The sequence below is a fragment of the Clavibacter michiganensis genome (genome assembly GCF_016907085.1).
Taxonomy (GTDB): Bacteria; Actinomycetota; Actinomycetes; order Actinomycetales; family Microbacteriaceae; genus Clavibacter; species Clavibacter michiganensis_O.
Window position 1 is genome coordinate 161,454 of the sequence record NZ_JAFBBJ010000001.1, and the last position, 19,308, is coordinate 180,761.

Genomic DNA, 19,308 nt, shown 5'->3' on the forward strand with positions numbered 1-19,308 from the left:
GCCCCGGCTGACGGGTCAGATCAGCCGCCGACGGTCTTGAGCACCGCGTTGCCGAGGTCGGCGTGGTCGCCCGGCTCGTAGAACGACGCGGAGCGCATGACGACCATGTGCTTCGAGGAGTAGATGGTGGCGACGCCGACGGCGTCCTGCAGTTCGAAGTAGGCCTCGACGCCCGACGGGTATCCCGCGATCGGGTCCGCCAGGAGGATGGCGGCGTCGCGCCGGGACTGCAGCTCGGCCGCGACGGGCTGCGCCACGTCGACCTCGACCGCGGTGCCGTCCGACGACCGGAAGGCGCAGGCGATGCCCTGCATCGCGAGGACGTCGGCGCGCAGGCCGTCCGTCGAGGTGTCGGCGGGGAGCGCCTCGCTCGCGAAGCCCTTCCCGAACTCGGCGAGGTCGGGAAGGAGCTGCGCGCACGTGGTGCTGACCGGCGTGCCCTTCGGCGGCGCGGGCGTGGGGGACGCGCTCGGCGCGGTGCCGGATCCGCCGCCCTGCGCCTCGCCGCCGCCGGCGCTCGCCGAGGGGCCGGGGGTCGCGGGCTGGAGCGGGGCGGGGTTCGAGCAGCCCGTGAGGAGCAGGGCCACCGCGAGCCCGGCGGCGGCCGTGGCGGGGACGGTGCGGGCGAGGCGGGGCCGGGCGGGCGCGGGGAGGCGGACGGGCATGGCGGTGCTCCTTCGGATCCGGGCGCGCCGCGGGGTGCGACGCTCGGCGCGCGGCGAGGCTGCCACGAGCGGGAGGCGGGATCGACACCCTACCGAGCCGGGACGGGACGCCGCTGGGATGCCCCGGCGCCCTGGGGGCGGCCCGCACGGGCACGCGCGCCGGGCGGGGCGGGTCGCGCCCGCCGGTAGGATCGATCCCCATGACGACCCCTGACCTGACCGGCGCCCTGTTCGAGATCGTGGCCCGGACGGCAGGACGACGACCGGGGGGCGACGCCCTCGCGCTCAGCCCCGACATGGTCGTGCTCGAGCGCCCGCGCAACCGCGACCACGGCGACTGGGCCACCAACATCGCCATGCGGATCGCCAAGCCGCTGGGGGAGAGCCCGCGCACCATCGCGGCCGACATCGCGGAGGCGCTCGGCGAGCTGCCGCAGGTCGCGAAGGTCGACGTCGCGGGTCCGGGCTTCATCAACATCACGCTCGAGGCGGCTGCCGCGGGCGCGCTCGCACGCACCATCGTCGAGTCGGGCCCCGCGTACGGCCGCGGCACGACGCTCGAGGGGATCCGCATCAACCTCGAGTTCGTCTCCGCGAATCCGACCGGCCCCATCCACCTGGGCGGCGTGCGCTGGGCCGCCGTCGGCGACAGCCTCGCGCGCATCCTCCAGGCCGAGGGCGCTGACGTCACGCGCGAGTACTACTTCAACGACCACGGATCCCAGATCGACCGCTTCGCCCGCAGCCTCCTCGCGAGCCACCTCGGCGAGGAGACGCCCGAGGACGGCTACGGCGGCGCGTACATCGGCGAGATCGCCGAGCGCGTGGTGGAGGGGTACGACGGCGACATCGACGCCCTGCCGCGCGAGGAGCAGCAGGAGCTGTTCCGGAGCGCCGGCACCGAGCTGATGTTCGCGGAGATCAAGCAGAAGCTGCACGACTTCGGCGTGGACTTCGACGTCTTCTTCCACGAGGACTCGCTGCACGAGTCCGGCGCCGTCGACCGCGCCGTCGCGCGCCTGAAGGAGCTCGGCCACGTCTTCGAGGAGGACGGCGCCGTCTGGCTCCGCACCACCACGTTCGGCGACGACCGCGACCGCGTCGTCATCCGGTCGACCGGCGAGCCCGCCTACATCTCGGGCGACCTCGGCTACTACCTCGACAAGCGCGAGCGCGGCTTCGAGCAGAACATCATCATGCTGGGCGCCGACCACCACGGCTACGTCGGCCGCATGATGGCCATGGTCGAGGCGTTCGGCGACACCCCGGGCGTCAACCTGCAGATCCTCATCGGCCAGATGGTCAACCTGCTGCGCGACGGCGAGCCCGTGAAGATGAGCAAGCGCAACGGCACCATCGTCACGCTCGACGACCTGGTCGACGCGGTGGGCGTGGACGCCGGCCGCTACGCGCTCGTACGCTCCTCCGCCGACCAGAACCTCGACATCGACCTCGCGGTGCTCGGCAAGCGGACCAACGACAACCCCGTCTTCTACGTGCAGTACGCCCATGCGCGCACCTGCGCGGTGGACCGCAACGCGGGCGCATCGGGCGTCGACCGCTCGGCATTCGCGCCGGAGCTGCTCACGCACCCGACCGAGTCGGCGCTCCTCGGCCTCCTGCAGGAGTTCCCGCGCATCGTCGCGCAGGCCGCCGAGCTGCGCGAGCCGCACCGGGTCGCGCGCTACGTCGAGGAGCTCGCCGGCTCCTACCACCGCTGGTACGACAGCTGCCGGGTGGTCCCGCGGGGCGACGAGGAGGTCACCGACCTGCATCGCACGCGCCTGTGGCTGAACGACGCGGTCCGGCAGGTGGTCGCCAACGGACTCGACCTCGTGGGCGTCTCGGCCCCCGAGCGCATGTAGGGGAGCGGATCATGTCGGGGCGGTTCCAGGGCACCGAGGTCTTCGAGGCGCCCGAGCGCCGCGACCCGCGGGAGGCGAGGCGCCGTCGTCGCGGCCCGCGCGGCGGCACCGTCTTCATCTGGCTCCTCGTGCTCGCCGTGATCGGCGTCGGTCTCGCGTTCGGGCTGCGGATCATCGACCAGACCGTCCGCGGCGTCGCCGAGGACCAGGCCGAGAAGCAGATCGCCGACCAGCTGCCCGGCCAGATCACCGGGCGCGTGAACGTCTCGATCGAGGGCGACTGGGTCATCCCGCAGCTCATCCGCGGCACGCTCGACCGCGTCGTGCTCGACGGACCGAACCTCCAGGCCGACGGAACGCCCTTCCAGGCGCACATCGTCGCGACCGACGTGCCCACCGACCAGGAGCGCACCGTCGGGAGCGTCGTCGCGACGGTGTCGATGGACCAGGTCCCCGCGAGCGCGCTGCTCGCCAAGACGGCAGGCACGCCGCCCGACCTCGAGTTCGGCGACGGCACGCTCGGCTACTCCGGGTCCACGCGGATCCTCGGGCTCACGCTCGGCTACACCGTGGCGGCGCAGCCCGTGCTGCGCGACGCCTCGACCGTGGTCATCACGCCCGCCGAGGTGAATCTGCAGGCGGGATCGCTCAAGATCGACCTCGCGCAGACCATCCAGGGGATCCGCGACATCACGTACCCCGTGTGCGTCGCGCAGTACCTCCCCGCCGGCGTCGCGGTGCAGGACGTGACCATCGCGGACGGCCGTGCGTCGATGACCGTCGCGTCGTCGTCGCTGAAGCTCACGCGCGACTCGCTCGGGGTCACCGGCAGCTGCGGGTAGCCGCCCGGCCGCGCTCCCGCCGTGCCGCGGCGGCCGCCGTCACATGCGCCGGGGGCCTCGTCGTGCCTCGGTAGGATGGCTCGCACCGCCCCCTTCGGCTCCAGGGACCACACCGGGTCCGCTCGCCATCCCGCACGTCCGCCCCGCGTACGAACAGGTGACCTCCGTGACCGCGAACCCGCTGGCCCCGTCCTGGCTGCAGCTCCCCGACGACGCGAACGCGCTGGACCCCGCCGTCTGGTCCCGCGGCACCGCCCGCGGCGACGACGGAGCCATCCGCATCGCCGGGGTCCCCGCCACCGCGCTCGCCGCGCGCTTCGGCACGCCGCTCTACGTGATGGACGAGGACGACGTGCGCGCCCGCGCCGCCGAGACGCTCGCGGCCTTCACCCGCGAGGCCGCCGCCGTCGGCACGAGCGCGCGCGTCTACTACGCGGGCAAGGCGTTCCTCAGCATCGAGGTCGCGCGCTGGATGGTCGAGGAGGGCCTCCACATCGACGTCTGCTCCGGCGGGGAGCTCGCCGTCGCGCTCGCGGCCGGCGCGGATCCCGCCCGCCTGGGGTTCCACGGCAACAACAAGTCGGTCGCCGAGATCGACCGCGCGGTGGGCGCCGGCATCGGCCAGATCGTCGTCGACAGCGCCATCGAGGTGGAGCGCGTCGCCGCCGCGGCCGCCGCGCACGGCCGCGTCCAGCCCGTGCGCCTGCGCGTGAACAGCGGCGTGCACGCTCACACCCACGAGTACCTCGCGACCGCGCGCGAGGACCAGAAGTTCGGGATCACGCTGGCCGACGCCCCCGAGCTCGTCGCGCGGATCCGGTCACACGCGTCCCTCTCCTTCACGGGACTGCACGCGCACATCGGCAGCCAGATCTTCGAGACCGACGCCTTCGTCGAGTCCGCCCGCCGGCTCCTCGACCTGCACGAGCGGCTGCTCGCCGACGGTCCCGTGCCCGAGCTCAACCTCGGCGGCGGCTTCGGCATCGCGTACACGTCGGTCGACCGGCCCGTGCCCGTGCCCGAGATCGCCCGGCGCCTCGCGCGCATCGTCGGCGACGAGTGCGGGCGCCGGGGGATCGCGGTGCCCGTCATCGCGGTCGAGCCCGGCCGGAGCATCGTCGGCCCGTCCACCGTCACGCTCTACTCCGTCGGCACGGTCAAGGACGTGCTCGTGACCGTCGGCGGCCTCGACGGCGAGGTGGCCGAGGCGGAGTCCGCCACGGGCGACGTCGAGGATCCGCGCGTCGCCGCGGAGGCGGAGACCGCCGTCCGCCGCTACGTGAGCGTCGACGGCGGCATGAGCGACAACGCGCGCCCCGCCCTCTACGGCGCGGACTACTCCGTGCGGATCGCCTCGCGCACCTCCGACGCGGATCCCGCCCTCGTCCGCATCGCCGGCAAGCACTGCGAGAGCGGCGACCTCGTCGTCCTCGCCGACTACCTGCCGGGCGACGTCCGCGCCGACGACCTCCTCGCCGTCCCCGCGACGGGCGCCTACTGCTGGGCGCTCGCGAGCAACTACAACTGGATCGGCCGCCCGGCCGTCGTCGCCGTGCGCGCCGGCGAGGCGCGCGTCATCGTCCGCGGCGAGACCGAGGCCGACCTGCTGGCGCGCGACCTGGGCACGCCCGCGCCCGCATCCCCCGACGTGAACGGAGCACGATGATCGAGTACCGGAACCTGCGCGTCGCCCTGCTGGGCTGCGGCTCGGTCGGCACCCAGGTGGCGCGCCTCATGCGGGAGCACGGCGACGAGCTGGCGCAGCGCGTGGGCGCCCGGCTCGAGCTCGTGGGCATCGCGGTGCGGGACGCGGACGCGCCGCGCGACCCGTCGGTGCCGCGCGAGCTGCTCACCACGGACGCCGAGTCGCTCATCCTCGGCGCGGACATCGTCATCGAGCTGATGGGCGGCATCGAGCCGGCGCGCACCCACATCCTCGCGGCCATCTCCTCGGGCGCCGACGTCGTGACGGCCAACAAGGCCCTGCTCGCGACCCACGGACCCGAGCTCTTCGAGGCGGCCGAGCAGGTCGGCGCGCAGCTCTACTACGAGGCCGCGGTGGCGGGCGCGATCCCCATCATCCGGCCGCTGCGCGACAGCCTCGCGGGCGACCGGGTCGAGCGGATCCTCGGCATCGTCAACGGGACGACGAACTACATCCTCGACGAGATGGACACCCACGGGCTCGGCTTCGACGAGGCCCTGGCGACCGCCACGGAGCTCGGCTACGCGGAGGCGGATCCCACGGCCGACATCGAGGGCTACGACGCCGCCCAGAAGGCGGCCATCCTCGCGAGCCTCGCCTTCCACACGCGCGTGCCCGTCGAGGCCGTGCACCGCGAGGGGATCACGGGCCTGTCCTCCGGGCAGTTCGACTCCGCCCGCAAGGCCGGGTACGTGATCAAGCTGCTCGCCATCTGCGAGCGCCTCGCGGATCCCGCCACCGGCCGCGACGGCGTCTCGGCCCGCGTCTACCCGGCGCTCGTGCCGCGCGACCACCCGCTCGCGGCGGTGCACGGCGCGAACAACGCCGTGTTCGTCGAGGCCGAGGCCGCTGGCGACCTCATGTTCTACGGCGCGGGCGCCGGGGGAGTGCAGACCGCGTCCGCCGTCCTCGGCGACGTCGTCTCCGCCGCGCGCCGGCACGTCGTGGGAGGCCCGGGCGTCGCCGAGTCGACGCACGCCGACCTGGAGACGCTGCCCGTCGGCGCGATCACGACGCAGTACCAGATCACGCTCCAGGTGGCGGACGAGCCGGGCGTGCTCGCCCGCATCGCCCATCTGTTCAGCGAGCACGGCGTCTCCGTGGAGACGCTCGAGCAGACCACGCACCAGGCCCCCGTGGCGGGAGGGGCGGGCGCCCGGCCCACCGCTAGCCTGGTGATCGGCACGCACCGCGCCACCGACGCGGCCCTCCGGGCCACCGTCGACGCGGTCTCGAACCTCGACGCGGTGACGGCAGTCGCGAGCGTCCTCCGAGTAGAAGGAGCCTGATGGCCCACCAATGGCGCGGACTGCTCCGCGAATACGCCGACCGCCTCGACGTCACGGACGCCACCCCGATCATCACGCTCGGCGAGGGCGGCACGCCGCTCATCCCCGCGCCGGCCCTGTCCGCCCGCACGGGCGCGCAGGTCTGGGTCAAGTACGAGGGCATGAACCCGACCGGGTCGTTCAAGGACCGCGGCATGACCATGGCGATCTCGAAGGCCGTCGAGCACGGCGCGAAGGCCGTCATCTGCGCCTCGACCGGCAACACCTCCGCGTCGGCCGCGGCGTACGCGACGCACGCGGGCATCACGGCCGCCGTGCTCGTGCCCGAGGGCAAGATCGCGATGGGCAAGCTCAGCCAGGCCGTCGCCCACGACGCGCAGCTGCTCCAGGTGCGCGGCAACTTCGACGACTGCCTCGACATCGCGCGCGAGCTCAGCGCGAACTACCCGGTGCACCTCGTCAACAGCGTCAACAACGACCGCATCGAGGGTCAGAAGACGGGCGCGTTCGAGGTCGTCGAGGTGCTCGGCGACGCACCGGACTTCCACCTCATCCCCGTCGGCAACGCCGGCAACTACACCGCGTACACGCGCGGCTACCGCGAGGACCTCGAGGCGGGCAACGCCACGAAGCTGCCGCGCATGTTCGGCTTCCAGGCGGCGGGCAGCGCGCCCATCGTCGACGGCGCCGTCGTCAAGGACCCCGACACGATCGCCAGCGCGATCCGCATCGGCAACCCCGCCTCGTGGAAGCTCGCGCTCGAGGCGCAGCTGCTCACCGACGGCTACTTCGGCGCGATCTCGGACGCGAAGATCCTCGAGGCGCACCGCATCCTCTCCGCGGAGGTCGGCATCTTCGTCGAGCCCGCTTCGGCCATCAGCGTCGCCGGGCTCCTCGAGCGCGCCGAGGCCGGGCAGATCCCGAAGGGCGCGACGGTCGTCCTCACGGTCACCGGTCACGGCCTCAAGGACCCGCAGTGGGCGCTCCGCACCACGGACGGCTCGGACGTCGCCCCCACGAGCGTGGGCGTCGACGTCGCCGAGATCGCGGGCGTGCTCGACCTGGTCGCGTCGTGACCGACGGTCCGATGCCCCGGGCGCTCCCGATCGGGCGCCGCGTGCAGGTGCGCGTGCCCGCGACGAGCGCCAACCTCGGGCCCGGCTTCGACACGCTCGGCCTCGCGCTCGCGCTGTACGACGACCTCACGGTGACGGTGCGCGACGCGCCCGGCGCCACGGTCGACGTGCGCGGCGTCGGCGCGGGCGAGGTGCCGACCGACGAGCGGAACCTCGTGGTCACGGCCATCGCCCACACGTTCGCCGCGTTCGACCAGCCGATGCCCGGCCTCGACCTCGTGGCGGAGAACCGGATCCCGCACGGACGCGGCCTCGGGTCATCCGGCGCGGCCATCGTGTCCGGCATCATGGCGGCCCAGGGCCTGCTCGCCGGCACGGTCGAGATCGACGCCGACGCGCTCCTCCGCCTCGCCACCGAGATGGAGGGCCACCCCGACAACGTCGCGCCCGCGCTCTTCGGCGGCCTCACCATCGCGTGGGTCGACGGCCAGGGCCCGCAGCACAAGAAGCTCGCCGTGCACCGCGGCGTCTCGCCGCTCGTGCTGGTGCCGGTCGCGACCATGTCCACTGCGCTCGCCCGGAGCCTGCAGCCGGAGTCCGTGCCGCACGAGGACGCGATCTTCAACGTGTCGCGCTCGGCGCTGCTCATCGCGGCGCTCATCCAGAGCCCCGAGCTGCTGCTCGCCGCCACCGAGGACCGGCTGCACCAGGACTACCGCGCCGCGGCGATGCCCGAGACCAACGAGCTCGTGCACCTGCTGCGCGAGCGCGGCTACGCGGCCGTCGTCTCCGGCGCGGGTCCCTCGCTCCTCGTCCTCGGCAGCGACCCGGGCCAGCGCCTCACGGCCGCCGAGCTCGTCGCCGAGCGCAGCGCGAACCCGTGGACCGCGCTGATGCTCGCCGTCGACGTCAAGGGCTCGACCGTCCAGGTCGTCGCCGAGGGATCCGCGCCCGCCGCCTAGCCGGATCGCGCGGGTCCCGCACCCGGCGCGTCGTTCCCTCCCCGGGCGGCGCGCCGGGTGCTAGGCTCTGGGCGACCCCGGAATCAACGGATCCACGCATGCGCGTCGGAGATCCGGTCCCGGTGGTCGTTTCTCACCACTCACCCGCTGTCGTCTCTGCAAGATCCCGTGCCTTCGTGCCCGACAGCAGCTCCGGACGGAATCAGACCGTCCGCCGCTTTCGCAGAGACACACGCGATCGGCTCTCCTCCGCACGGGCTTCGTCCCGCCGGATCGGGGAAAGGACCCACGCACATGACCGATGTCGACACCCGCGCCACCACCGCGGACCTGAGCGCGCTCCGCGTCTCCCAGCTCCAGGCCATCGCCTCCGAGCTCGGGATCCCGGGCGGCTCCAAGCTCCGGAAGGGCGAGCTCGTGACCGCGATCTCCGAGATCCAGGCAGCCCGGGGGATCACCGCCCCCGCCGACGAGACGGCCCCCGAGGCCGCCGCTCCCGCCGAGACCGGCGACGCGACCGTCGCCGTCGAGGAGGCCCCCGCCTCGGAGCCCGTCGTCGCCGACGCCGCCCCGACCGCGGACGCCGCCCCCGCCGCGGACACGACCCCCGCCGAGGCGCCCGCCGCCTCCGAGACCGCCGAGGCGCCCGCCGCCGAGGCCCCGGCCGAGCAGCCCGCGCGCTCCGGCCGTGGATCCCGCCGCGCCAGCACCGCCCGCATCGTGCCCGAGCGCATCGCCGAGACCATCGAGGCGCCCGCCGCCGAGCCCGCCGGCACCGGCCTCGAGGCCCGCATCGCCGAGGCGACGGGCGGCAGCGCGCCGGCCGCCGCCACGCAGGAGCCCCGCGCCGAGGCACCCCGCACCGAGGCGCCCGCGCGCTCCGGCCGCGGATCCCGCCGTGCCACGAGCTCCGGCGTCGTCGACCCCGCCGCCGAGGCCCCGCGCCAGGCCGCCCAGCACGTGAACAGCGGCCAGACCGCCGACCAGCTCGTCCCCGCCGACGCGCAGGCCGACGCGCCGGCGCCCGTCGCCGAGGCGCCCACCGAGGAGCAGGCCCCCGCGCAGCGCTCCGGCCGCGGCCGTCGCCGCGGCGGACGCGACGCCCAGGACGGCGCCGACCGCGGCGCCGCGCAGGACGCCCCCGCGCAGGCCGCCGCCGACGAGGCCCCCGCCGCCTCGGAGTCCACCGACCGGCAGCGCGACGACCGCGACGCCGACGACCAGGGCGGACGCCGCGACGAGCAGGGCCGCGAGGGTCGCGAGGGCGGCCGCAACCGCAGCCGCAACCGCCGCAACCGCGACCGCGGACGCGACCAGGACGACCAGCAGCAGAACGGCCGCGACCAGGCGCCCCGCGAGCCCGACGCCGACGACGAGGCGCAGGAGGAGGCCCGCACCGGCCGCCAGCGCCAGAACGGCCGCGGCCAGGGCGACCGCACGCAGGACGTGCGCGCCGACCAGGCCCGCGCCGACCTCGGCCGCGACGAGGAGCGCGGCGGCCGCAGCCGGTACCGCGACCGCAAGCGCGGCCGCGGCCAGGGCGGCGACGACTTCGAGCCCGAGGTCACCGAGGACGACGTCCTCCTGCCCGTCGCGGGCATCCTCGACGTGCTCGACAACTACGCGTTCGTCCGCACGAGCGGCTACCTGCCCGGCACGAACGACGTCTACGTGTCGCTCGGCCAGGTCAAGAAGCACTCGCTGCGCAAGGGCGACGCCATCGTCGGCGCCATCCGCCAGCCGCGCGAGAACGACAGCCAGAGCCGCCAGAAGTACAACGCGATCGTGAAGATCGACTCGGTCAACGGCCTGCCGCCCGAGGAGGCCGCGAACCGCGTCGAGTTCGGCAAGCTCACGCCGCTCTACCCGCAGGACCGCCTCAGCCTCGAGACCGAGCCCGCGAAGCTCACCACGCGGATCATCGACCTCGTGTCGCCGATCGGCAAGGGCCAGCGCGGCCTCATCGTCTCGCCGCCCAAGGCCGGCAAGACGCTCGTGCTCCAGGCCATCGCGAACGCCATCGCCACCAACAACCCCGAGGTCCACCTCATGGTCGTGCTGGTCGACGAGCGTCCCGAGGAGGTCACCGACATGCAGCGCACGGTGAAGGGCGAGGTCATCGCCTCGACCTTCGACCGTCCCGCCGAGGACCACACCACGGTCGCCGAGCTCGCCATCGAGCGCGCCAAGCGCCTCGTGGAGCTCGGCCACGACGTGGTCGTGCTGCTCGACTCCATCACCCGCCTCGGCCGCGCGTACAACCTCGCGGCACCGGCGTCGGGCCGGATCCTCTCGGGCGGCGTCGACTCGTCCGCGCTCTACCCGCCGAAGCGCTTCTTCGGCGCGGCGCGCAACATCGAGCACGGCGGATCGCTCACGATCCTCGCCACGGCGCTCGTGGAGACCGGATCCAAGATGGACGAGGTCATCTTCGAGGAGTTCAAGGGCACCGGCAACATGGAGCTCCGCCTCTCGCGCGCCCTCGCCGACAAGCGGATCTTCCCCGCCGTCGACGTCAACGCCTCCGGCACGCGCCGCGAGGAGATGCTCATGGGCGCCGACGAGGTCAAGGTCACCTGGAAGCTGCGCCGCGCCCTCGCCGGGCTCGAGCAGCAGCAGGCCCTCGAGATCGTCCTCAGCCGCCTGAAGGAGACGACGTCCAACGTCGAGTTCCTCATGAAGGTCCAGGCCTCCATGCCCAACACCGGCAACGGCGTGTCCCACCAGAGCCACGGGCACGGCGCGCACGAGAAGGGCTGACCCCCGTGTTCGAGTCCGTCGTCCAGCTGCTGGAGGAGCACGAGGAGCTCCAGCAGCAGCTCGGCGACCCCGAGCTGCACGCCGACGCGTCGCGCTCGCGCAAGGTCAACCGCCGCTACGCGGAGCTGAGCCGGATCGTCGCCGCCCACGCGGAGTGGACCCAGCTCGGCGACGACCTGGCCGCCGCGCGTGAGCTGGCCGAGGAGGACGCGGCGTTCGCCGACGAGATCCCCGGCCTCGAGGAGCAGCTGGACCAGGCGCAGGAGAAGCTCCGGCGGCTCCTGATCCCGCGCGACCCCGACGACGCGCGCGACGTGATCATGGAGATCAAGATGGGGGAGGGCGGCGCCGAGAGCGCGCTGTTCGCCGCCGACCTGCTCCGCATGTACCTGCACTACGCCGAGTCGCGCCGCTGGAAGACCGAGGTCCTCAGCCAGACGCAGAGCGACCTCGGCGGGTACAAGGACGTGCAGGTCGCCATCAAGGGCACGTCCGACGACCCCGCGCTCGGCGTGTGGGCGCACCTCAAGTACGAGGGCGGCGTGCACCGCGTGCAGCGCGTGCCGGCGACCGAGTCGCAGGGGCGCATCCACACCTCGGCCGCGGGCGTGCTCGTGATCCCCGAGGTCGAGGAGGTCGAGGAGGTCGCCATCGACCCCAGCGACCTCAAGATCGACGTGTACCGCTCCTCCGGCCCCGGCGGCCAGTCGGTCAACACGACCGACTCCGCCGTCCGCATCACCCACCTGCCCACGGGCATCGTGGTCGCGATGCAGAACGAGAAGAGCCAGCTGCAGAACCGCGAGGCCGGCATGCGCGTGCTGCGCGCGCGCGTCCTCGCGAAGCAGCAGGAGGAGATCGACGCGGAGGCCTCGGCCGTGCGCCGCAGCCAGATCCGCACGATGGACCGGTCCGAGCGCATCCGCACGTACAACTTCCCGGAGAACCGCATCGCGGACCACCGCACGGGCTACAAGGCGTACAACCTCGACGCGGTGATGGACGGCGCCCTCGACCCGGTCGTGGAGTCGTGCATCCAGGCCGACGAGGAGGCGCGTCTCGACGCGCTCGGGACGGACGCGTGACGACCTCGCGCGTCCCGCTCGCCCGTGGCTGACGAGGAGGGCGTCCCGGCCACGGTGGACGCCCTCCGCATGCGGGTCGGCCGGGCCCTCGCGGCCGCCGGCATCGAGGATCCCGCGGTCGACGCGGAGCTCCTCGTCGGGCACGTGCTCGGGCTCTCGCGCGGGCAGGTGCAGTCGCGCGCCATCACGCGCGCGGCCGTCGAGGCCGCGGACGCCGCGCGCGTCCTGGAGCTGACCGCCCGCCGCGCGCGCCGCGAGCCGCTGCAGCACATCACCGGCGTCGCGCACTTCCGCTCCCTCGAGCTCCTCGTGGGCCCGGGCGTCTTCGTCCCGCGGCCCGAGACGGAGCACGTGGCGCAGCTCGCCATCGACGCGCTGTCCTCCGCCCCCGGGGACGCGCCCGTCGCGGTCGACCTCGGCACGGGATCCGGCGCCCTCGCGCTCGCGCTCGCGACCGAGGTGCCGCACGCGCGCGTGCACGCGATCGAGGTGTCGCCCGACGCGCACGCGTGGACGGCCCGCAACGTGGAGCGCCTCGCGCCGCGCGTGGACCTCGTGCTCGGCGACCTCGCCGACGCCTTCCCCGAGCTCGACGGCACGGTCTCCGTCGTCGTCTCGAACCCGCCCTACATCCCGGCCGACGCGATCCCGCGCGACCCCGAGGTGCGGCTGCACGATCCCGCGCTCGCGCTCTACGGCGGCGCCGACGGCCTCGACGTCGTGCGGCTCGTCTCGACGACCGCGCGGCGGCTGCTCCACGCGGGCGGCGCGCTCGTGATCGAGCACGGGGAGATGCAGGGCGATACGATCCGCGCCCTGCTCGACGCCGACGGCTGGCGCGCGACCGCGACGCACCAGGACCTCACGCGGCGCGACCGCGCGACGACCGCGCTGCGCTGACCGGGACCGCGAGCTCGGCTCCCGGGGTCAGCCCGCCTGCGCCCGGATGAACGCCTCGACCGCGGGCAGGAGGTCGCCGTCGCCGCGCACGTGGTGCCCGGTGATCCCGAGCGCGCGCGCCGACGCGACGTTGTCCTCGCGGTCGTCCGCGAAGAACGTCCGCTCGGCCGGGTGCCCGTACGCGGCGAGCACCCCGCGGAACACGGCCGGATCCGGCTTGCGCGCGCCGTAGCCGCTCGACGTCCGCAGGTGCTCGACGCCGAAGAGCGGCACCAGCTCGGGCGCGAGCTCCGGCAGGTGCCGGGCCGCGAGCGCGTTGTTGTTCGTCAGCAGCGTGATCCGCCCGGCCTCCCGCGCCCGCGCCACGGCCTCGAGCGCCTGTGGGCGGACGACCATCGACGCACGGCGGCGGCGCACCCACTCGTCCTCGTCCATCTCCACGCCCACCGCGGCGCAGAACGCGTCGAGGTAGGAGTCGGCGTCGAACCGGCCCGCCTCGGCCGCCCACTCGCCCTCGTCGTTGTACCAGCGGCGGCGCAGCTCCGGCAGGTCGTGCCCGGTCGCGGCCGTGATGCGGTCGGCGGGCCCCCGCCAGTCGTGGTCGTACAGCACGTCGTCCATGTCGAACACGAACAGGAGCCCGTCGGGGCCGGGGGAGCGGGGCGCGGAGGTCATCACGCCCAGTATGCGGGCGCGGGCGCCACGCGGATCCACCGCTCAGGGCCGGGGGCGTGCGCTCGGCTACGATGAGCGACGACATGGCGCGCATCTACGACTGCTCAGTCGACACCGACCTCCTCACCGGCATGAGACTCGCCCGACAGGCGGTGGGCCGCGGCGAGGTCGTCGTCATCCCCACGGACACCGTGTACGGCATCGCCGCCGACGCCTTCAACCCCGACGCGGTGCAGCGTCTGCTCGACGCCAAGGGCCGCGGGCGCGATGCCCCGCCGCCCGTCCTCATCCCCGGGCAGTCCACCCTCGACGCCCTCGCCGAATTCGTCCCCGACGTCGTCCGGCGCCTCGTGGACGAGTTCTGGCCGGGCGGGCTCACGGTGATCCTCGTGGCGCAGCCCTCCCTGGTGTGGGACCTCGGCGAGACGCGCGGCACCGTGGCGCTGCGCATGCCCGCGAACTCCTACGCGCTCGAGCTCCTCGCCGAGACCGGCCCGCTCGCCGTCTCGTCCGCGAACAAGACGGGCCAGCCCGCCGCCGCGACCGCCCAGGAGGCCGTCGACCAGCTCGGGGAGTCGGTCGACGTCTTCCTCGACGGCGGCGCCGCCGGGGGAGCGGCCTCCACCATCGTCGACGCCTCGCGCGTCACGCAGTCCGGCGGCCGCGTCCGCATCGTCCGCGAGGGCGCCATCACGCGCGCGCAGATCCAGCAGCTCATCGGCGACGAGCTCGAGCCCGTCGTCGCCGCGCCCGCGGAGCCGGAGCAGCCGGTCGTCCCCGACGAGCCCGAGGCCCCGCGCGGCACGGCGAGCGGCGCTGAGCGCGTCGACGGATCCGCGGATCCCGCCGCGGTCGCGCCGACCGCCGAGACGCCGGCCCCGGACGCCGCGGCGACGGCCGACGCCGGCCCGACGTACCCCGAGTTCGTCGAGCCGGGCGACGCGACGCCGGTCGACCCGACGCCCGCCGACCCGACCGCGACCGAGCCCCCCGCGGATCCTCCCGCGCACCCCCGGTGACCTACTACGCCGCCATGGCGGTCGTGTCGGCGGTCATCACGCTCGTCCTGTCGATGGTCGTCATGAAGCTCGGCTACCGCTACCGCCTGTACCCGGCCATCCGCGCGCGGGACGTGCACACGCGACCGACGCCCCGCCTCGGCGGCGTCGCCATGTTCGCCGGCATCCTCGTCGCGTTCGCCGTGGCGTCGCAGGTCTCCTGGTTCAGTCTCGTCTTCGACCGTCCGGGCCCCGTCTTCGCGATCCTCGGCGCCGCGCTGATGATCGTGGTCATCGGCGTGCTCGACGACATCTACGACCTCGACTGGATGATCAAGCTCGCCGGCCAGATCCTCGCCGCCGGCCTCCTCGCCTGGCAGGGCGTCGCCATCTCGTCGCTCCCCATCGGCGGCCTCACCGTCGGCTCCTCGCAGATGTCGATCATGCTGACGATCTTCGCGATCGTCCTCGTCATGAACGCCGTCAACTTCATCGACGGGCTCGACGGCCTGGTCGCGGGCGTCGCGATCATCGCCAACGGCGCCTTCTTCCTCTACAGCTTCCTGCTCTCGGACACCGCCACCGGCCAGACCGAGCGCTTCAACCTCGCGTCCCTCATCAGCGCGATCCTCATCGGCGCGTGCCTCGGCTTCCTCCCCTTCAACTGGCACCCCGCGAAGCTGTTCATGGGCGACGCGGGCGCGCTGCTCGTCGGCCTCCTCATGGCCACGAGCGCCATCGCCGTCACGGGCGAGATCGACCCGAACCCGGAGACCTTCGGCCGCTCGCAGCTGCTGCCCGCCTTCCTGCCGATCCTCCTGCCCTTCGCGATCCTCATCGTGCCGCTGCTCGACTTCGCCCTGGCCGTCTTCCGCCGGCTCAAGGCCGGCAAGTCGCCCTTCAGCGCCGACCGCAAGCACCTGCACCACCGCCTGCTCGACATGGGCCACTCGCGGCTGCACGCGACGCTGATCTTCTACGCGTGGACGGGCGTCGTGTCCGTGGGCTGCCTGCTGATGTTCGTCGTGCAGCCGTACGCCTGGGGCGTCGCCTTCATCGCGGTCGGCATGGTCGCCTGCGCGGTCGTCACCCTGGCCCCGCTCAGCCGCCGCAAGCGCCTCGAGGCCGCCGCGCAGCTCGTGCCCGCCGACGCCGAGTCCGAGGACGCCGCGGCGTTCGACCCGCTCGACGAGGCCGCGGCGGACCGGCCGCTCGCGCGCCTCACGGAATCCGAGCTCGAGGAGGTCGAGCGCGAGCACGCCGAGCTCGCCACGGGAGCCATCGCGACCCGACCCACCGACGCCCCGCACCCGGGGACAGCCAAGGAGACGACATGACCGACAGCCCGAGCGCCCCCGCCCCTGCGGAGCGCCCCGCGAAGAAGGACGTCTTCACGCGCATTCTCATCGGGGGAGCGCTGCTCGCCCTCGCCATCGCGGTGGTCGGCGGCATCGTCGGCTTCGCGGTCGACGGCGGCCGCGGACTCCTCAGCGCCGTCATCGGCAGCGCGATGGCCCTCGTCTTCCTCGGCCTCACAGCGGGCAGCATCCTCTTCGCGAACCGCTTCCAATCGTCGCCGATCTACCCGACCCTGTTCTTCTCGGTCGTGCTCGGCGCGTGGCTCGTGAAGTTCGTGGTGTTCCTCGCGGTCGCGATGGTGCTCAAGGAGCAGCCGTGGATCAACCTGGTCGTCCTGTTCGTGACCGTGATCGTGGGCGTCGTGGGCGCGCTGGTCATGGACATGATCGTGATCACCAAGGCCCGCGTCGGCTACGTGAGCGACGCGCAGCTCCCCGGGCGCTAGCCGCGCGCCCTCGGGCTGTCGGAAGGGGGGACGCGATTAGTCAGGGCACCCTCATTGTTGATAGTCTCTCTCGTGACGATTCCCGTCGGGCCGTGCCCAGATCCACCTCACGCCGGCGTCTTCTCACCCCATCCGTTCGTCGCCGCGAGAGCTCGCGCTCCACGCCCCGAAACAGGAGATAGCGCTGTTAGCCACCGCTGCACCCAGCATCATCACCCTCGCCGCTGAAGACTCGGGTGAGGGGTTCCACGCTCCCACGCTCGAGGAGTTCTTCCCGCCGATCGCCTTCTTCGAGGGCACGGGCTTCGACCTCAACCGCATCATGCTCATCAGGCTCCTGGTGATGGCGGTCCTCGTCGTCCTGTTCGTCGTCGGCACGCGCAAGCTCGCGCTGGTGCCCGGCCGCGGCCAGAACCTCGTGGAGATGGGCGTCGACTTCGTCCGCGTCAACATCGCGGAGGACATCCTCGGCAAGAAGGACGGCCGTCGTTTCCTGCCGATCATCATGACCATCTTCTTCCTGGTCCTCGGCATGAACCTCACGGGCGTCGTCCCCTTCCTCAACATCGCCGGCACCTCGGTCATCGGCCTCCCGCTCCTGCTGGCGCTCGTGGCGTACGTCACGTTCATCTACGCCGGCATCAAGGACCGGGGAGTGATGTTCTTCAAGAACACGCTCTTCCCCGCCGGGGCGCCGAAGCCGGTCTACCTGCTCCTCACGCCCATCGAGTTCCTCTCGACGTTCATCATCCGGCCGGTCGCGCTCACGCTCCGACTCCTGATGAACATGCTCGTGGGGCACCTCCTGCTGGTGCTCTGCTTCTCCGCGACGTGGTTCTTCCTCTTCGAGGCCCAGGGCGCGCTCAAGATCCTCGGCGCCGGCACCCTCGTCCTCGGGTTCGCGTTCACGCTCTTCGAGCTGCTCGTCGCCGTCCTGCAGGCCTACATCTTCGCCCTCCTCACCGCCGTCTACATCCAGATGGCCGTGGCGGAGGAGCACTAAGCGATCTCGTCGACCAACGAGATCACCCAACCGGAAGGAAACCCCAGTGGACCCCATCATTCTCGCCGAGATCAACGGCAACATCGCGACCGTCGGCTACGGCCTCGCAGCGATCGGCCCCGGCATCGGTGTCGGGATCGTCGCGGGCAAGACCGTCGAGGCCATGGCCCGCCAGCCCGAGATGGCCGGCAGCCTCCGCACCACGATGTTCCTCGGCATCGCGTTCTCCGAGGCGCTCGCGCTCATCGGCCTCGCGACCTACTTCATCTTCACCAACTAGGGGAGTCGCACATGCTCACGCCCCACAACGTGATGGCGGCAGGTGAAGAAGCGCCGAGCATCCTCCTACCCGCGGTCTACGACATCGTGTGGTCGGCGGTCGTGTTCGTCGTCCTCCTGGTCGTCATCTGGAAGTACGCGCTCCCGCGCGTCTACGCCATGCTCGACGGTCGCACCGAGGCCATCGCCGGCGGCATCGAGAAGGCCGAGCGCGCGCAGGCGGAAGCCGACGCCGCGAAGGCCGAGCTCACCGCTCAGCTCGCCGAGGCACGCGCCGAGGCCGGCCGCATCCGCGAGCAGGCCCGGGTCGACGCCACGGCGATCGCCGCGGAGATCAAGGAGCAGGCCACGGCCGACGCCGCCCGGATCACCGCGAGCGCGCAGCAGCAGATCGAGGCCGAGCGCCAGCAGGCGGTCGTCGCGCTCCGCTCCGAGGTCGGATCGCTCGCGATCGACCTCGCGTCGGGCGTCATCGGCCAGAGCCTCACGGACGACCAGCGCTCCACCGCGCTCGTCGACCGGTTCCTCGCCGACCTGGAGGCCAGCGAGACCGCCGGCAGGACGGGATCCGCCAGCTGATGGGCAGTGCATCGCGCGCATCGCTGGACTCGGCACGCCGCGTCCTCGCGGAGCTCGGGGGCGTCGACCTGTCGACGGCCGGTCAGCTCCTCGGAGCCGGCCGTGCCATCGGCGGATCCACGCACCTGCTCTCCGCGCTGGCGGACACCGGCATCGCGCCGGAGGTCAAGCACAGCATCGTGGATCGCGTCTTCGGCGCCACCGTGCAGGAGCCGGCGCTCCGCGTCCTCCGCGCGGTCGTCGACGGCCGCTGGTCGTCGCACGAAGAGCTGCTGGCGGGAATCGAGGAGCTCGGCATCCGCGCCGTGGCGATCTCGGCGCCCGAGGGCACGCCCGTCGAGTCCGAGCTGTTCACGTTCGGCCGCGCCGTGTCCACCGACGACGGCCTCGAGCTGGCGTTCGGCGACAAGCTGGGCGATCCCGAGGCCAAGTCGACGCTCGTCCACCGTCTCCTCGACGGTCGCGCGTCGGAGCAGACGGTCGTCATCGTCGAGCAGCTCGTGCAGCAGCCCCGCGGCCGCCGCATCGGGGAGCTCGTCCGTCACGCCGCCACGCTCGTGGCCGACCAGGCGGGCCTCACCATCGCCACGGTCAGCGTCGCCTCGCCCCTGTCGCCCGAGCAGTCGGAGCGCCTCGCGCAGGCACTGAGCCGTCGGTACTCCCGCCGGATCGAGCTGAACCAGGTCGTGGACCGCGACCTCGTCGGCGGCCTCCGCGTCCAGATCGGCGACGACGTCATCGACGGCAGCGTCGCCACCAGGATCAACGATTTGAGACTCCAGTTCGCCTGACCGGCGGGCGTCACCTCGGGAGCCGTCCGC

At 73.1% G+C, this 19,308-nt stretch carries 18 protein-coding genes; 16 read left to right on the top strand and 2 right to left on the bottom strand.

Features of this window, described 5'->3' with window-relative positions:
* Positions 1-20: 20 nt before the first annotated feature.
* Positions 21-665 carry a hypothetical protein gene (locus JOE38_RS00740; RefSeq protein WP_204574432.1) on the bottom strand — a complete coding sequence of 215 codons (645 nt, stop codon included), beginning with the start codon at positions 663-665 and terminating at the stop codon, positions 21-23.
* Positions 666-865: 200 nt separating this feature from the next.
* Here JOE38_RS00740 and argS point away from each other — a divergent pair, with 200 nt between their 5' ends.
* From argS to prmC, 9 genes are all read left to right on the top strand, one after another.
* A complete protein-coding gene (gene argS, locus JOE38_RS00745; protein ID WP_204574433.1) occupies positions 866-2,530 on the top strand; it encodes an arginine--tRNA ligase in 1,665 nt (554 codons plus the stop codon).
* A gap of 11 nt (positions 2,531-2,541) precedes the next feature.
* A complete protein-coding gene (locus JOE38_RS00750; protein ID WP_204574434.1) occupies positions 2,542-3,372 on the top strand; it encodes an LmeA family phospholipid-binding protein in 831 nt (276 codons plus the stop codon).
* A 166-nt stretch (positions 3,373-3,538) separates the two neighbouring features.
* Positions 3,539-5,038: a diaminopimelate decarboxylase family protein gene (locus JOE38_RS00755; protein ID WP_204574435.1), complete on the top strand. Its 1,500-nt coding sequence runs from the start codon at positions 3,539-3,541 to the stop codon at positions 5,036-5,038.
* Complete coding sequence (locus tag JOE38_RS00760; RefSeq protein ID WP_204574436.1) at positions 5,035-6,366, top strand: homoserine dehydrogenase; 1,332 nt, start codon at positions 5,035-5,037, stop codon at positions 6,364-6,366. The genes JOE38_RS00755 and JOE38_RS00760 overlap by 4 nt, the downstream gene beginning before the upstream one ends.
* Positions 6,366-7,442 (top strand): threonine synthase, encoded by a 1,077-nt coding sequence (gene thrC / locus JOE38_RS00765; protein ID WP_204574437.1) that lies wholly within the window; start codon positions 6,366-6,368, stop codon positions 7,440-7,442. The genes JOE38_RS00760 and thrC overlap by 1 nt, the downstream gene beginning before the upstream one ends.
* A gap of 11 nt (positions 7,443-7,453) precedes the next feature.
* Positions 7,454-8,404 carry a homoserine kinase gene (thrB, locus tag JOE38_RS00770; protein ID WP_204577097.1) on the top strand — a complete coding sequence of 317 codons (951 nt, stop codon included), beginning with the start codon at positions 7,454-7,456 and terminating at the stop codon, positions 8,402-8,404.
* Positions 8,405-8,698: 294 nt separating this feature from the next.
* Positions 8,699-11,164: a transcription termination factor Rho gene (gene rho / locus JOE38_RS00775; protein WP_204574438.1), complete on the top strand. Its 2,466-nt coding sequence runs from the start codon at positions 8,699-8,701 to the stop codon at positions 11,162-11,164.
* Between the two features lie 5 nt (positions 11,165-11,169).
* A complete protein-coding gene (gene prfA / locus JOE38_RS00780; protein WP_204574439.1) occupies positions 11,170-12,249 on the top strand; it encodes a peptide chain release factor 1 in 1,080 nt (359 codons plus the stop codon).
* A gap of 24 nt (positions 12,250-12,273) precedes the next feature.
* Complete coding sequence (gene prmC / locus JOE38_RS00785) at positions 12,274-13,149, top strand: peptide chain release factor N(5)-glutamine methyltransferase (RefSeq protein ID WP_204574440.1); 876 nt, start codon at positions 12,274-12,276, stop codon at positions 13,147-13,149.
* Positions 13,150-13,176: 27 nt separating this feature from the next.
* Here the strand turns inward: prmC and JOE38_RS00790 are convergent, their stop codons facing one another.
* A complete protein-coding gene (locus tag JOE38_RS00790; RefSeq protein ID WP_204574441.1) occupies positions 13,177-13,824 on the bottom strand; it encodes an HAD-IA family hydrolase in 648 nt (215 codons plus the stop codon).
* 71 nt (positions 13,825-13,895) lie between these two features.
* On the opposite strand from JOE38_RS00790, the gene JOE38_RS00795 reads away from it, so the two are divergent.
* The 7 genes from JOE38_RS00795 to JOE38_RS00825 all read left to right on the top strand — a co-directional run bounded on the left by JOE38_RS00795 (position 13,896) and on the right by JOE38_RS00825 (position 19,278).
* The gene (locus JOE38_RS00795; protein ID WP_239544718.1) at positions 13,896-14,843 is read left to right on the top strand and encodes an L-threonylcarbamoyladenylate synthase; all 948 of its coding nucleotides are present in this window, start codon (positions 13,896-13,898) and stop codon (positions 14,841-14,843) included.
* On the top strand, positions 14,840-16,159 hold the full coding sequence (locus JOE38_RS00800; protein WP_204574442.1) for an MraY family glycosyltransferase: 1,320 nt from the start codon (positions 14,840-14,842) through the stop codon (positions 16,157-16,159). Before JOE38_RS00795 ends, JOE38_RS00800 begins: the two co-directional genes overlap by 4 nt.
* Positions 16,156-16,626 carry a hypothetical protein gene (locus JOE38_RS00805; protein WP_204574443.1) on the top strand — a complete coding sequence of 157 codons (471 nt, stop codon included), beginning with the start codon at positions 16,156-16,158 and terminating at the stop codon, positions 16,624-16,626. The genes JOE38_RS00800 and JOE38_RS00805 overlap by 4 nt, the downstream gene beginning before the upstream one ends.
* 208 nt (positions 16,627-16,834) lie before the next feature.
* The gene (gene atpB, locus JOE38_RS00810; protein ID WP_079533717.1) at positions 16,835-17,629 is read left to right on the top strand and encodes a F0F1 ATP synthase subunit A; all 795 of its coding nucleotides are present in this window, start codon (positions 16,835-16,837) and stop codon (positions 17,627-17,629) included.
* Between the two features lie 46 nt (positions 17,630-17,675).
* Entirely contained in the window at positions 17,676-17,909 is a 234-nt protein-coding gene (locus tag JOE38_RS00815) for an ATP synthase F0 subunit C (protein ID WP_012037850.1), read from the top strand.
* Positions 17,910-17,920: 11 nt separating this feature from the next.
* Complete coding sequence (locus JOE38_RS00820) at positions 17,921-18,487, top strand: F0F1 ATP synthase subunit B (RefSeq protein WP_086520641.1); 567 nt, start codon at positions 17,921-17,923, stop codon at positions 18,485-18,487.
* A complete protein-coding gene (locus JOE38_RS00825; RefSeq protein WP_204574444.1) occupies positions 18,487-19,278 on the top strand; it encodes a F0F1 ATP synthase subunit delta in 792 nt (263 codons plus the stop codon). The genes JOE38_RS00820 and JOE38_RS00825 overlap by 1 nt, the downstream gene beginning before the upstream one ends.
* The last annotated feature ends 30 nt before the right edge of the window (positions 19,279-19,308 follow it).